This is a genomic window from Luteibacter yeojuensis (assembly GCF_000964085.1).
Lineage (GTDB): Bacteria > Pseudomonadota > Gammaproteobacteria > Xanthomonadales > Rhodanobacteraceae > Luteibacter > Luteibacter yeojuensis_A.
In genome coordinates, this window is the sequence record NZ_JZRB01000006.1 from 1 (window position 1) to 14,677 (window position 14,677).

The 14,677-nt window shown below is 67.1% G+C and carries 5 protein-coding genes; all 5 read right to left on the reverse strand.

Translation table 11 applies throughout. The annotated features are described in order from the left end of the window. Positions 1-177: 177 nt before the first annotated feature. The 5 genes from VI08_RS03570 to VI08_RS03590 all read right to left on the reverse strand — a co-directional run bounded on the left by VI08_RS03570 (position 178) and on the right by VI08_RS03590 (position 14,646). On the reverse strand, positions 178-462 hold the full coding sequence (locus VI08_RS03570) for a hypothetical protein (RefSeq protein ID WP_198148829.1): 285 nt from the start codon (positions 460-462) through the stop codon (positions 178-180). 127 nt (positions 463-589) lie between these two features. Then, positions 590-10,063, reverse strand: a complete 9,474-nt coding sequence (locus tag VI08_RS03575; protein ID WP_045828179.1) for a hemagglutinin repeat-containing protein — start codon at positions 10,061-10,063, stop codon at positions 590-592. Between the two features lie 17 nt (positions 10,064-10,080). Then, positions 10,081-11,793 (reverse strand): ShlB/FhaC/HecB family hemolysin secretion/activation protein, encoded by a 1,713-nt coding sequence (locus VI08_RS03580; RefSeq protein WP_045828180.1) that lies wholly within the window; start codon positions 11,791-11,793, stop codon positions 10,081-10,083. A 150-nt stretch (positions 11,794-11,943) separates the two neighbouring features. Continuing rightward, complete coding sequence (locus tag VI08_RS03585; RefSeq protein ID WP_045828181.1) at positions 11,944-13,449, reverse strand: amino acid permease; 1,506 nt, start codon at positions 13,447-13,449, stop codon at positions 11,944-11,946. 138 nt (positions 13,450-13,587) lie between these two features. Next, complete coding sequence (locus tag VI08_RS03590) at positions 13,588-14,646, reverse strand: glycerophosphodiester phosphodiesterase (RefSeq protein ID WP_045828219.1); 1,059 nt, start codon at positions 14,644-14,646, stop codon at positions 13,588-13,590. Between the last annotated feature and the right edge of the window lie 31 nt (positions 14,647-14,677).

A 14,677-nucleotide genomic window follows, 5' to 3' on the forward strand; every position in this document is an offset into this window, starting at 1 on the left:
CACGGTAATCCGCGAAGAACCAAATAATTGAGCGAACATCGAACCCCAGCTGCATCCGCAGATGGATTATTCAGCCGGAACGCTTAGCTGCGAAGCAATCTGGTAAACAGAGACTCTAGCCACGCGATCAAACTTTGAATGCGTGCACGAAGAGTGGTCAAACCCCGGCATCTTCGATCACTTGAAAGCGTTAGACTGAACGCTCATACGATGCTTTTCTTCATAGAACACCCGCAGCGCGCCTGGATCGCGCTCAACAAGCGCGTCGAAATGCTCATCATCTTGGATCAATCGCGCGTAACCCCAGAGCGCACGTATCCCACCCGGATTCGAAAATTGCTGAAATAGCCAGCTACTATCCATTCGACAGTCTGTGATCTGAAATAGCTCGATTGGAATCCAGCTGGGCAACTCATCATCATCGCTTATGAGTACAAGAACAGTCTCGGCCTGAAGGAGCATCGCAAAAATTACATACTCTACGTCAACGCAAACTGGAAACTTGGACTGCGTTGTAAGGCCAATCTTCAATGCCTCATTTCTCAGGCCTGAGCCCTTAGAATTCAAACATCGTGCTCGCATCGAACCCTCACTTAAACTTAAAGTCGTCAACCTCGCCGGTCTTCACATTCATCACATAGTGAATCTCGACGCCGTTTACTCTCTGCGACATCTTAAACCAGCCATCAGATGACAACCATCGCGCATCCGTCATCCCTTTCTTAAGTGGCAAGAATCTGCCCAGCTCAGGCTTTCCCAGAACTTCTCTCATAGCCAGCTGCTCATTCAAATCTTTTGGTACAGTTCGCCCCGTCGAACCCCTCCCAAGGGGATAGTTCTTGGCTGTTGATATGCTGCCTGCTTGATCAGCTTTGGCAAGCCAAGAGTTGGGAGGCAGATCGGGTGTATAGATCTCGTTCGCCGAAGTTTTTTCGCTAGCCGAAGTTCGTGCCTCGGCCAATCTAGATTTCAGACCACGCCAAGTTCCTGCTGACGACATTAGGAAGGCGTCCATGCCTAAGCTATTTGCAGCGGAGATCTGCGCGGCAGAACCTCCGAATAGTTCGGTGGCAGCTCCAGGGCCACCGAATAGCGGACCAAGGACGCTAATCTCGAGTCGTGCGCGAGCCGCCGGGCTCAATCCGCCATAAGCTGCCTGCATTGCGGGATTTCCATCGATCCCAAGTACCATTTTGGAAACACCGATCGAGCTATCGCCGCCTCGTCCAAAACGCGGCATCGACGCGATGCCCTCTGCCAACAGCTGGTCGTATGCTGGCGAATACGGATTGGTGTCCAGCAGGCGCTGGTAAATTTCCGGATCCATGGAGGACCCATAGCCCTGCGTGAGGCTAAGGCTCTGGTCAGCGCTCTTCTTATCCCAGTACTTCGTTCGCTCTTCTTGGCAAGACGCATTCGCCCCACATGCCTTGATTTCTTCATCACGCTGCGCGCGCTGCTCATGCTTGAGATAGTTGTATGTAGTAGCGTTCAGCGCCGCGGAGGCACCGCCATCGCCACCTACCCCAGCACCAATCGCAATGCTCCCCAGCTTGAGCAAGGCGTCGAACTCCGAAGTACCCCTCTTGTACCCGGCCGATTCAATGGCATCCGCCATCGCATTGATGGCTAGCTGGGTTGCTGCCACGCCCTTTGCGGCATCACCGGCGTTGCCACCGGCCATGCTAGCTACGCCCACTGCAATGGCCGCGTGTAGAGCGATCTTCTCGGCGCTCCCTTCTTCAAACTTGAGCTTCTCGCCAATATCCCCGGCGGCACGGAAGCCGACCTGCCCAGCAACCTGGCCAAGCTCTTGGTTCTTGGCTACCTTCTCTGCATCGAAGATATTCTTAAACCCCTCATCCTCGAGCGTCGGCTTCCGATCGAGCCCAGTGAAATCGACAGAGGGATTATCGCGGACAAGGATCGTTCCAGCCGCTACACCGGCCAACGTATCACCCGTTTTCCGCTCGTTCTGCGGTGTCGCGAGACCGAAGCCTGCGCCGATAGCTCCGTTTACGTTGCTACTCGCAGTGGTACCGCCGCTCACGCTAACCTGGCTGGCCTTGTACTTCGACTCGTTGTGCAGGTCCTCATATACAAGGTTCCCGGTGCTGAGCAGGCTCTTCGACGCGTCGGCTGTGCTCGCGATCTGCCCGCCAATCAGGTGGGTCGTGCCACCTACGTTCAGCTGGAACCCGCCAGCACCGGCCTTGATGCCACTGACCTCGTTGACGCTCTGGTAGTGGCTGTCGACCGTGCCCTTGCTGTAGTAGCCGCTTGCGCTGACGAAGCCGCTTTGCGTCCAGCCGAACATCACCTTGCCGCCTGCCTGCATCGTTTTGCTGGCGTAGTCGTCGGTATCCTGTTCGCTGCGGATGGTCAGGTTGTTGCCAATGTCGGCGATGACCTGGTTGCCCTTCAGCTGGGCACCCTGGATGGTGATGTCGTTCCCGCTGAGCAGGGTGAGGGCATTGCCAGCGTTGATCGTCGTCTCGGCGTGGGTGGTGCCGTTACCACGGACCTTGCCGTTGCCGACGCTAGCTTCGGCGAAGATGCCGAGGCCGTTGGTGCCGAAGCTCACGCCCACGCCACCACTGCTATTGCTGGCGTCGTTCTTGAGGGTGTGGTTCTCGGCCTGGCTCAGCAGGTTGATGTCGTGGGCCGCCGCGAGGGCGACGTTGTTACCCGTGACTTCGCTGCCGATGATGTTGAGGTCACCGCCGGTGGCGGCGATGGTGACGTCGCCCTTGCTGCGGATATGGCTGCCGAAGGCGGCCTCGTCGTGGCTGGTGGTGCGGCTGCTCGCGCTTTTGCCGCCGATGCTGACCTGGACGTTGACGCCTTCCTCGCCAGCCTTGCCGCCCGTGGCGGTACCGACGCCGTTGGCGGCGTAGGCGCTGGCGATGTCCTTCATGTCGTACGCAGCCTTGGCGGCGTAGAGCGCCTTCAGGCGGCCGTCGTCGACTTCGTTGGCACGCCGCGCCGACTGCCGCGCATCCATGGCGAGGGACACCATGGATCCGCCAAGCCCGACGGTGATGCCACCTTCGTCGTGTCGCTGGTACTGGGTGGCATCCGAGGTGGCGACCGCCGCATCGATCGTCACGTTCTTGCCGACGAGGGTGGTGGCCTTGTCGCTGATCACGTCGGTGCCGGTCAAGTGCAGGTCGTTGCCCGCCGTGAGGGTCACCTGGCCGTGGATCGAGCCGACCAGGCTACCGGAGTGCGCGACTTCGGTGACGCCCTGCCCCTGCGAGTCCTTCGCCTTGCCGTAGTCGTCGTTCAAGCCTTGCCTGGAGAACCCCGTGTACGTCACCGAGCTGTCCTGGCTCGTGCTGTAGGTATTCTCGGCGGTGGTGAGGCGGAGGTCATTGCCCGCGGCGAGCAGCACATCGTTCGTGGCGGCGATCTGCACGCCTTCGCCGACAAGGTTGCGGCCGGCCGCGGCGGTAACGCTATCGCCACTGAGGGTCGTGCCGTGGGCAATGGTCTGCGTCGTGGATGAATCGCGCACGGTGGCCTTGCCTTGCTGCACCGGCGCGAGTCCGCGATTGAGGACGAAGCCTGATTTCTTGACCTGCGAGGCGTGGCTCTCGCTGTAGCGGTCGTGGGTGGCCTCGAGGACGATGTCGCGCCCGGCTGCCAATGCGATGGCGCCGTCGGAACCGACTTGCGTACCCTGCAAGGTAATGTCACGCGCGGCAGCGAGCGTCACCCCCTCGGCACCCAGGACCGTCGAGCCGACCGCATACGTATCGTCGGCGGCGTCGCGCGTGCTCGCTCTCTTGCTCGAGAAGGTGCTGGACGTTTTCTTCTGGGTCGTCTTCTCGGTGGTGTGCTGTTCCGATCCGGCGTTCAGATGGATGTCGTTTGCCGCGGCCAGGGCCACGCCGCCCTTGTCGCTGGCGAGGGTCACGGCGGTGGCTTTGATGTCGCGGCCCGCACTGACCACGACGCCCTGTGAACCGGCCAGCTGTGTGCCGTTGAGCGCCTGGTCCATGGTCGACACGCGAACCAGCGTCTTCCCTTCCTTACCGCGGACCTCGTGTCGCTCGGTGTCGGTAACCGCATTCAGCACGACATCGCGGCCGGCGCTGACCACCAGCTGGTCGCCCGTGGTGACTCGCGCGCCCTCGCTGACGACATCCCGCCCGGCTGCGAGCACGGCACTCCCACCCGCGTCGATCGTCGATACCGCATGCTCGGTGCGCTCGCTGTTGTGCATCCCGCCGTGCACGGCCGTGGTCTGGCTGGTCGCGCCAAGGTTGATGTCGCGCCCGGCAACGAGTTGTGCATCACCGCCCGCCTTCACCCCCGCAGCGGTCATCGTCAGATCCCGCTTCGCCGATAGCGATAGATCGCTCCCGGCCGAGACCAGCACCTTGTCCAATGTGAGATCGCGACCCGCGTTGGCGACGAGGCTACCGGAGGCGCTGATGCCGCCGCCCGCGGGAGCGCCAAGGCGTGCCGCATCCATCGGAGCAACAGCATCACCCAACACCACCCCACCAAGCTCCACGCGGCCAAGATCCGCCCCACTGCGGATATCGTTTCCCGCGGCGAGGCTGACGTTGCCGCCCTTGATCGTCCCGGCGTTGAGGATGTCCTGCGCGGCGGTGATGCTGAGGTCGCCACCCGCGCCGAGGTTGCCCGCGTTGAGCAGCGTGCCTGCCTTGAGGCTCGCGTCGCGGCTGGCCGCGATGCTGCCGGTGTTCGTCAGGGCGCCCGATGCATCGAGCACCACGGATTTGCCGGATAGGATCGCGCCGCCCTGCGCCACCTCCTGCGCGTGCGCCGCGGAGAGGTAGACCACCGGCACGAGCACCTTCTCGCCGTTCACTTCCTGGTTCACCAGCCAGACGATGTCCTGCGTGAGCCCGGCCATCTGGTCGGCGGTGAGCGCGACGCCGACCGCGAGCTGGATGGCGCCGGCTGCGTCGGCGCCGGCATCCATCAACGCGCGGTACTGTGCGAGGGCATCGGTGTTGTCGGTGAGGTAACGGCGGCCGGTAAGCGAGGTGATCTGGTCGAGCACCATGCGCTGTTCGTAAAAACCGTCGCCGAGGCGTTTCATCACGCGGGTGCCGTCGAAACCGAGGCGGCGCATGAGGTAGTCGCTGCCGAGGAAGCCGGCCTGGCTGGCGAAACGCGGGTCGGTCTCGATCAGGTATGCGCTGCCGCTGCCGGGGTGCGTGGTGTAGAGGCCGCTGGCCGGCAAGCGGATATGCCCGGCCGGCGCATCGGGGCCGCCGATGCTCTGGGCGCCGGGGCGCGGGCCCGCGTGGCTGTTGCCCGGTGCATCGGCGAGGCCACCGAGGTCGATGTCGCCGCCGGCGTGGCCGACGGGGCCCGCGCCTGGGCCAACGACGTGGCCACCACCGGCGTTCGCCCCCAGCTGCACGCCGCTGATCGGCTTGCCATCGGCACCAACGGTGGTGTTCTCGATGGCCTCGCCGTGGAATTCCAGCGTGCCGCCGGCGGTCATCCGCGCCGCCAGGCCCTGGCCCGGGTCGAGCGTGATCCATGCCGGGCGCTGGCCGTCACCGAGGCCCACCGTGGCGGCGCTGCTGCCCTTGCCATAGATGCGGAAGCCGTCGGGCACCCAGCGGCGCGGATCGTGCACCAGGGCCTCCCAGCCCACGCCGTACGACGTGACCGTGCGCACCGTGCCGGTCGGTGCCCACGCGATGTTGCGGATGACTTCGCCGCCGATGGCGGTTTCGCCCGGGCCCACCGCGCCCTGGCCGGCGCCGTTGATGATGAGGTGGTTGCCGGCGGCGACGGTGGACTTGTCGTTGGTCACCGAGCCGGCCATGACGATGTCGGTGCCGCCGACGATGCGGCCTTCGGCGCTGGTGCGCTTCAGCCGCTCGTACGACACCAGCGTATCGACGAAGGTGGCCTCGAATGCCGTGGGGATGCCATCCCCGTCGCGGAAGCCGATGCAGCGGTGGTCGTCGTAGCCATTGCGCTGGCAGTAGGCACGGGCCAGCTGGATCTCCTCGGCGGAGACGACCTGCGAGGGATCGACGTTCGGCGGCCGGTGGTTCGGGTCCGGGTCGTTGTACGCGTAGCGCACCACCGGGCCACTGGCCTGCGTCACGGCGCCGTCGGCGAGGTGCACGGTCTCGGTCTCGAAGACGCGGCGCTCGTTGGTGACCTGCTGCGCGGCCAGTGTGACGCGCTGGTCGGCCTCGATGGCCCCCGAGCGGTTGATGATGGCCTGCGTGCGGCTGCCGGCATCGTCGGCGGCGATGAAGATATCACCCAGCGCGAACACCAGCGCATCGCGGTTGAGGAAGGTGCCGCCGACCAGCAGGCGGACATCCTGCGTCGCGGCGATCAGGGCGGACTGGTAGGCCGCGTTGTCGGTGGCGCCGCCAAGGTCGGCACCGTTGGTGAGGTTGCCGGCGCGGACGGTGATCGTGTCGCCGATCATCGCGCCCGTGTTGTCGATGTCGGTGCCATGGACGGTGAGCGCGTCGCCTTCCAGGCGCCCGCGGTTGGTGACCTGGCCGCGCGCGGTCAGCGTGGTGGCAGCGCTGCTGATGCGCGCGCCGACGCCGTTGTCGATGGTGGCCGCATCGATGGTGAGCGCACCCACGCTTTCGAGGACGGCGCCATCGCGGTTATAAAACGCGCCGCCCAGGTGCAGCCCGAAGTTCCGGTTGGCCTTGAACTGGCTGCCACCCCCGTTGGCGAAATCCCCCGGCAGGTGGATGTCGAGGTCGCGGCCGGCGATGACGCGGCCGCCGCCCGCGACGCCACCGGTGAGCGAGAGCGCCACGTCGCCGTTGGATGAGGCGTTGCCGTCCTGGTTCTCCAGCCACGCCAGCGTGAGCGCCAGGCGCGCGCCGGCGCCGAACTGGCCGCCGGTGTTGGTCAGCGTGGCCTCGCCGTCGTGCCAGTCAAGCGCGCCCGCGGCGAAGACATTGCCTTGCGTGTTGTCGACGCGGCCCGCGCCGAGCGACAGATCGCCGCCGGCGACCACGCGGCCACCACCATTGCGCAGTGACGCGGCGGCCAGTGCCACGTTGCCCTGGCCACCCAGGGTGCCCTGCCGGTTGTCGACGGTGCCGAACCCGAAGCGCGTCTGCCCGGCCCCGCTGTTGGCGATGCGCCCACCCACGTTGGTCAGCCAGCCGCCCTGGAGGTCGAGCGCCGCCCCGGCGTCGCCCGCGCCGGCCTCGATACGGCCACCGTCGTTGTCCAGCGCCGCGCCCGTGTTGACGGCCAACCCGCCCATGGCCTGGACGGCGCCGCGGTTGACGAGGTGGCCGACGACGCTGACATCGGCGCGGGTGCCGGCGTAAAGCTGGCCGGTGTTCTCCAGCCAGCCGGCGTGCAGCCACAGGCCGCCATTGCCACCGATGAAGCCGCCTGCGCCATTGACCAGCGCGTCGGTGATGCCCAGGCGGATCAGCTCACCGCCCAGCCCCTTGATCTGGCCGCTGCCATTGGCGAGCGACGCCGCATGGAGGGTGGTCGCGCCGCCGGACTGGAGGGTGCCCGCGTCGTTGGAGAACGTACCCGTGGTGCCCACCTCGACCGCGCCGCCCACCAGCGTGCCGCCGTCGTTCGCGATGCTGGCGGCGTGGAGCGTCACGCCCTGCGCCAGGCTGATCGTGCCGCTGCGGGAGTCGAGCATGCCCTGCGCATCGAGATCGAGGGCGCCGTTGCCGACGATGCGGCCGGCCCGGTTGGCGACGCCTTCACCGCTGCGCATCGTGAGCAGGCCCGCGCCCGCGTGCTCGATGGCACCGCCGTTGTTGACGATGGCCGATGCCCGCACGGTGATGTTCGTGCCATTCGACGTGATGCGGCCGTGGCTGTTGTCGAGGCCACCGGCGAACGACAGCATCTGGTCGGCCGAGCCCGTCTGCGTGAGGGTGCCGCCGGTGTTGTCGAGGTGGCTGCCGCTGATCGCCAGCGTGCCACCTTGCAACACGCCGGCGCGGTTGGTGACGGCCCCGGCGGCCTGCAACGCCAGTGCACCCGCGGTCGCCACGTCGGCGTCCGCAGTATCGATACCGCCCTGCCGCGCGGTAAGCGTGATGTCGCCCGCCGTGCGCAGGCGGGCATGCGCGAGGTCGAGCGAGGCGCCCGACAAGGCCAGCCCGCTGGCAGCCAGCGTATCGCCGTGGACCGAGAGCGCGCCCGCCACCGTGGCATCGATAAGGCCTGCGGTGCCGAGGCTGCCATCGGCCTGGATGCCCGCGCCCAGCACGCCCGACGACACGAGCGTGCCGGCCGTGATGGCGAGGTTGCCTCGCGCGACGGTCGTGCCCGTGTTGTCGAGCGCGCCGGTGGCGGCGAGGGTGGCATCACCGACGGCGCTGACCGTGCCGGCCTGCGTGATGCGGGCGGCGGCCAGCGTGACGTTGCCCGTATCGGACAGCAGCGTGCCGCGATTGCCCAGCTCGCCTTGCACGCGCACGGTGACATCGCCGCCCGCACGGACGGTGCTGGCGTTGTCGAGCGCCCCGGCCCGCACCGCCAGCGTGCCCGCGGCGTACACCTGGCCGGCGTTGTCGAGGGTGCCGTCGACATCCAGCGCCAGCGCGCGCACGGCGTACAGCACGCCGTGCGCACCGACGGACAGCGACGCCACCGACATCGTCATATCGCCACCGGACTGCCAGTGGCCATGGTTCGTGAATCCCAAGGCGCGGACGCTGGTGTCGCCGCCGGCGACGAGCGTTCCGCTGTTGAGCAGCGCGCGCGTGGCCCACAGGGCCGCCGTGCCCGCGAGGCTCAGGCGGCCGCTGTTGTCGATGTCACCGCCTTCGAGGCGGGCGGGGCCGCTGGCGATGACCGTCCCGGCATTGCGCAGCGCACCGTTCGCCTGCAGCAACAGCTCGGCGGCCGACTCGACGGATGCCTCGTTGTGGATATCGCCCGCGTGCACGGCCAGCCGCTGGCCGGCGTAGGCATCGCCGGCGCCCGCGTTGCGGAAACTCGCCGCGTGGAGGCCAAGCTGGCCACCGACGGCGTACAGCTTGCCGCTGTTGGCCAGCACGCCGCCGGCTTGTAGCGTGGCATCGTTCGCCGCGTGTACGGTGCCGCTGATGTCGATGGCCCCCGTGGCCGAGAGCATGATGCTGCCGCCCGCCGCCAGCGTGCCGCTGTTGCCCAGCGCCGCGGCGCTGACAGTGAGCTGGCCCGCCGACACCGTCTTGCCCGTCAGCTCGAGGCGCCCGGCCTGGGTGATGGTGAAGTCACCACCCTGTGTCGCCAGCTCGCCCGCGTTGCGCACGCCCACCCCCGCTTCCGTGCCGAGCAGGCGTATCTTGTTGGCGTACATGCCACCGAGCGCGGCCACGTCGAGGCTGATGCCCGCGGCGCCTTCGCCCGCGATGGACTGGGCACCGAGCCCGGCGTAGTCCACCTGGTTGGCGCCCGTGACGACGTTGAGTTCGTTGGCCCATGCCTTGGCGTTGGCGGCCACCGTGCGCGCGATGAGGTCGAGGCGATCAGTGCCGGCACCGTTCAACCCCGCGCCATCGATGGCAAGGTGCCCGCGCGTGACCCGGAACGCCGCCAGGCTACCATCGCCGCCAAACAGCGGCGTGCCGGTGACCAGGGTGCCACGCGAGGTGTTGATGAACCCGCAGCCATCGCAGTGGATGCCATTGGGGTTGGCGATGACCACTTCCGCACGCTGGCCGGCGACTTCGGTGAAGCCGCGCAGGCTCGACGCGTTACCCGACGTGACCTCGTTGACGATGAGCCGCGCCGAGGCACCGTTGGCGAGGTTGGGGTTGCCGACGATATAGCCCGCCTGCTGCGCCTGGCTCACGGCACCGCTGTTGTTGAGCACCAGCCCGCGCGGATCGACGTTGAAGTCGTGGTACTGGTTGTGCGACACGCCGCGCTGGTTGGGCGCGACGATGTTGACCACGGGCGTGCCGTTGGCGGCGTGGTCCATGCCCGGCGCATGGTCGGAACCCGGCGCCGGCGCCACTTGCGCCTGCGCGGCGATAGGGCCACCGGCGAGGGCGACGAAGATGGCGAAGGCAAGCGCATGCGCGGTGCCGTGCGGAAACGAGGGGCGTTTCATGACGGGTGGGATCCTGGTCAATACTGGTAAACGAGCTGGAAGCCGGTGGCGGGGCGCACGGTCTGCAGGGCGCGGCCGCCCTTGTCGGCCCAGCCGGCGAAGAGATCGAAGCTGACGGGCCCGGCGCTGCCGCGCAGGCCGGCGAACGCGCCGCGCAGCGTCTTGTCCGGCAGGGCCTTGATGCCGGGGCCGCCGACATGGCCGCCATCGATGCCGAGGTAGACGGCTGCGGGCCACGCACCCAGTGGTGCGCTCAATGCGTTGCGCCAGTACCAGCCGCGTTCGCCGGCCAGCGTCTGCTCACCGTCGAAGCCGCGCACGCTGTAGCGCCCGCCAAGGCTGATGAACTCGGAGGCGTACAGCACGTCGCCGCTGCGCTGCGCGCGGAATTCGCTGGACCACTGCAACGGCACGCCGCCGGCGCGGAACGGCAGCGTGAGCGAGGCATCGAGGATGGCCAGGCGGTACTGGAACGTCGGCGAGCCCGGTGGCGGGGGCGTGGCATCGCGCTGGCCGCCCAACCAACGCACGCCCTGGCGCTGCGCGAGGCGCACATCGAGCTGGGCCGGGCCAACGAATTGCCGCTGCGCGAGGGCCAGCTCGGCGGTGGTCACATGACGCCTCTGCCCCGTGAGCTCGGTGCCCTCGATGAAGTTATGCGCCAGGCGTTTGCCCACGCGAAGCTCCAGCGCGGTCTTGCCATACGACGTGCGGTGGATGACCCGCTGCAGCGTGGCATCGGCGGACCGCGATTTGCCACTGGAAACGAACGCCTGCTGGGAACCTTCGACCGTCTGGTGATAGTGGTAGTCATGGACGCCGACGGTGACCGAGGCGTTGCCAAGCGGCACGGTGTAGTTCGCGCTTTGCCCGCGCGTGCCGCGCCCGCGGCTGCTGCCAACATCGTGGTTGTAGCCCAGCGAGAGCACATCGTTGATGCGCAGCGGGTTATCCAGGCCAAGCTGCACGCCGCCCTGCAGGCGGCCGGTGCCACGCGAGCCGGTATCGTCCAGCGACGCCACGACATGCCATGGCCGCGTGCGCGTGACGGACACCACCAGGTCGGATTGCCCCGCGACATCCGCAGGCGCGATATCGATGGTGACATCCTGCGACGGCACGCGCTTGAATTGCTCGAGGCCTTGCTCGATGTCGCGCAGGTTGAGCAGCGCGCCGGGCCGTGACGGCAACGCCGTGCGCCAGAACCCGCTCGCCGAGCCCGGCGCGAAGCGCACCGCGCGCACCGTGCCCGGCACGACGGTGAGCCGAAGCGCACCCGCGCGGATATCCTGTGGCGCCAGCCCGACGCGCGTGGTGACATACCCACGGCCGATGATGAGGTCGGAGACGCGACGCACGACGAGGTTGATGCCATCGTGCCCCATGCAGCGGCCCGCGTAGCCGCGCAGGTAGCGCCGCGCGAAATCGAACGCGCGGCCGGGCGCGCCCTCGAGCACGATGGTGGTGATGCGGAAGCATTCGCGGTCCGCGGGCAGGTCGGTGCGATGGAAATCCGCGAGCGGCGCGCTGCCCAGGTGGACAGCCGGCTGGGCGCGCTGTTCGTCGCGCCACTTCGCTTCACGCTGGGTGCGTGCGCGGCGCTCCTGCGTATCGATGTCTTCCAGCACCGCCGCGCCGACGGCGGAGGGCACGCCTGCGAGTACCGCCGCGACACACGCCACGGATGCGATACCGCAGCGGGCGCCGACCTTGTTGTGCGTGTGGTTCATAACGTCCCTGCCATGGCCACTTCAGGACGAAGTGCTTCCGAGGCAGGGAATGTTATGGGTGCCGCTGGGGCGTTGGCTTTAGAAGAATTCTGAAAAATGCGTCGGATTTTTGCCCGACGTTTGTAGGGGAAACCCTATAAGCGAATGAGATTATTCGTCGTTGAGCTTGCTATGCCGCGCGCCGTAAGCGAAGTAGACGATGAGACCAAGCACCATCCACACGGCGAAGCGCTCGAACGTGATCCACGGCAGGCCGTAGATCAGCGCGAGTGAAAACACGATGCCCAGCGGCGCCGTGAACCACACGGCGGGCGTGCGGAAGTTGCGCTGCAGGCCCGGCTTGCGAACACGGAGCACCAGCACCGAGGCACAGATGAGAATAAACGCACTCAGCGTGCCGATATTTACCAGCTCCGCCACTTCGCCAATGGGCAGCAGGCCGGCGACCACGGCGGTGAACACGCCCAGGATCATGGTCGGGCGCGCCGGCGTGCCGAAGCGCGGGTGCACCTTCGAGAACCACGCGGGCAGCAGGCCGTCGCGCGACAGGGCGAACCAGATGCGCGCGGCGCCGAGCATGAAGGCGAACAGCACGCTCACCACGCCGATGACGGCGGCCACGGCGATGATGTTGCTGATCCACGGCAGGCCGATGGCGTTGAACGCGTCGGATACCGAGGCTTCGCCGCCGAGCGAGGTGTACGGCACGATGCCCGTGAGCACCAGCGAGACGGCGATATAAAGCACCATGGCGACGGCAAGCGACAGCAGCACGGCGCGCGGCAGGTCGCGTTGCGGGTTCTTCGCTTCCTCCGCGGCGGTGGTGAGCGTGTCGTAGCCGAACACGGCGAAGAACACGACGGAGGCGCCCGTGAGCACGCCGTGCCAGCCGAAGTGGCCCATGCCCTTGTCGTCGAACACGCGCGCGGGGATGAACGGGTGCCAGTTGGCGGTGTTGATGAAGAACGCGCCGACACCGATGACCAGCGCCACGCCGATGACCTTGATGGTGACGATCAACGTGTTGAGCCGCGCCCCCCATTCGGTGCGCACCGAGAGCATGATGGCCACCAGCAGCGAGATGGCCGCGGCGATGATATTGAAGCGGTGCCCGTCGGTCGGGGCCGGCACGGGGTTGGCGAACGTGACGCCGAGCGAGCCCACCGCGTGCTGCCAGTAGTACTTCATGGTGTCGGCGCTCATGCTCTTCTGCGCCCACTCGGGCAGGTGCACGCCCGCCGTGGCCAGCAGCACCTGCACGTAGCCCGACCAGCCGATGGCCACCACGGCCACCACCAGGGCGTATTCCAGCAGGAGATCCCAGCCGATGATCCATGCCGCGCCCTCGCCGAGCACCGCATAGCCATAGGTGTAGGCGCTGCCGGTAACGGGGATGAGGCCGGCGAACTCGGCGTAGCACAGCGCGGCGCAGGCGCTGCCCAGGCCCGCGATGATGAAGCTGAGCGCCACCGCGGGGCCCGCGTTCATGGCGGCCTGCTGGCCAGCCAGGACGAAGATGCCCACGCCGATGATGCCGCCGATACCGATGGCGGTGAGCTGCCACAGCCCCAACACGCGGCGGAAATCCGATCGCTTGCCTACCTCCGCCTGGAGTTGCTCGACGGATTTATGGCGAAGGAACCTGGCTAGCGACATGGGAGATCCACGGTGTGACTGATGACCGGGGATCATAGCGGCCAGCCCACCCACTGTGGGAGCGCGCTTGCGCGCGATGGGGATTGTCGCGAGCACCCATCGCGCGCAAGCGCGCTCCTACAAGGGGTCCTACGGGCCTTAGCGGTGGTCGAGGGCCCTGCGGCCCAGGGCCGGGTCGTCGGTGAAGAAGGCATCGATGCCGGTGGCGAGGTAGGCGCGGATCTCGGCCACCGAGCCCTCGTCGTTGCGGGCCGCGTCGCCCGCCCCGTCGCGGAAATCCGCCGCCAGGAAGTGGTTCTCGGGGCGGAAGGTGTACGGGTGCACCTCCAGGCCGGCCGCGTGGGCGTCGTGGACCAGGGGCGCCACGGGCGCCAGCTTCCCGTCCTTGCCCAGCGGGATGATGCTGCGGATGGAGGGGCCGATGGCATCCGCATGCCCGCGGATGGCCTTGAGCCCGGCCGGCGTCATCATCTGCGCGTAGGTGAGCGAGGGCTGGTCGGCCGGGTGCTGGTCGGCCGCGTCCATGAGCTGCAGCAGGCGGATGTTCGGGTGATCCTTCCCGAGCTTGCCGCGCAGGTACTTGAGATTACCTACCTCGAACGACTGGATCTCCACCGGCGCCGTGCGCGTATAGGCGTGGGCGGCCAGCGTGGCCAGCACCTTGTCTTCCATCGGCAGGCCCACGCCGCGGAAGTACGTCGAGTGCTTGATCTCGGGGATGATGCCCAGCACCGTGCCGCGCGCCGACGCCTCGGCGGCCACGAACTCGATCATCTCGTCGAAGGTGGGCACGGTGAACTGGCCGTCGAAGGCGGTATTGGCCTTGCGGATATCGCCCAGGCGTTCGCGGGCACGCAGCGTCTTCAGCTCGGCCAGCGTGAAATCCTCGGTGAACCACCCGGTGACCTGCATGCCGTCCACGGTCTTCGTGGTCTTTCGCGATGCGAACTCCGGGTGGTTCGCCACGTCGGTGGTGCCACCGATCTCGTTCTCGTGGCGCACCACCAGGACGCCATCCTTCGTCGACACCAGGTCGGGCTCGATGACGTCGGCCCCGTCGCGGATGGCCACCGCATACGAGGCCAGCGTGTGCTCGGGCCGCAGGGCGCTGGCGCCACGGTGGCCGATCACCCGCACTTTCGCGGCGATGGGCCGGGCATCCATGGCATCGGTGGTCATCGGCAGGGCTCCGCACATGAGGGCAAGGAAGCCGAAGGATAGCGCCGTC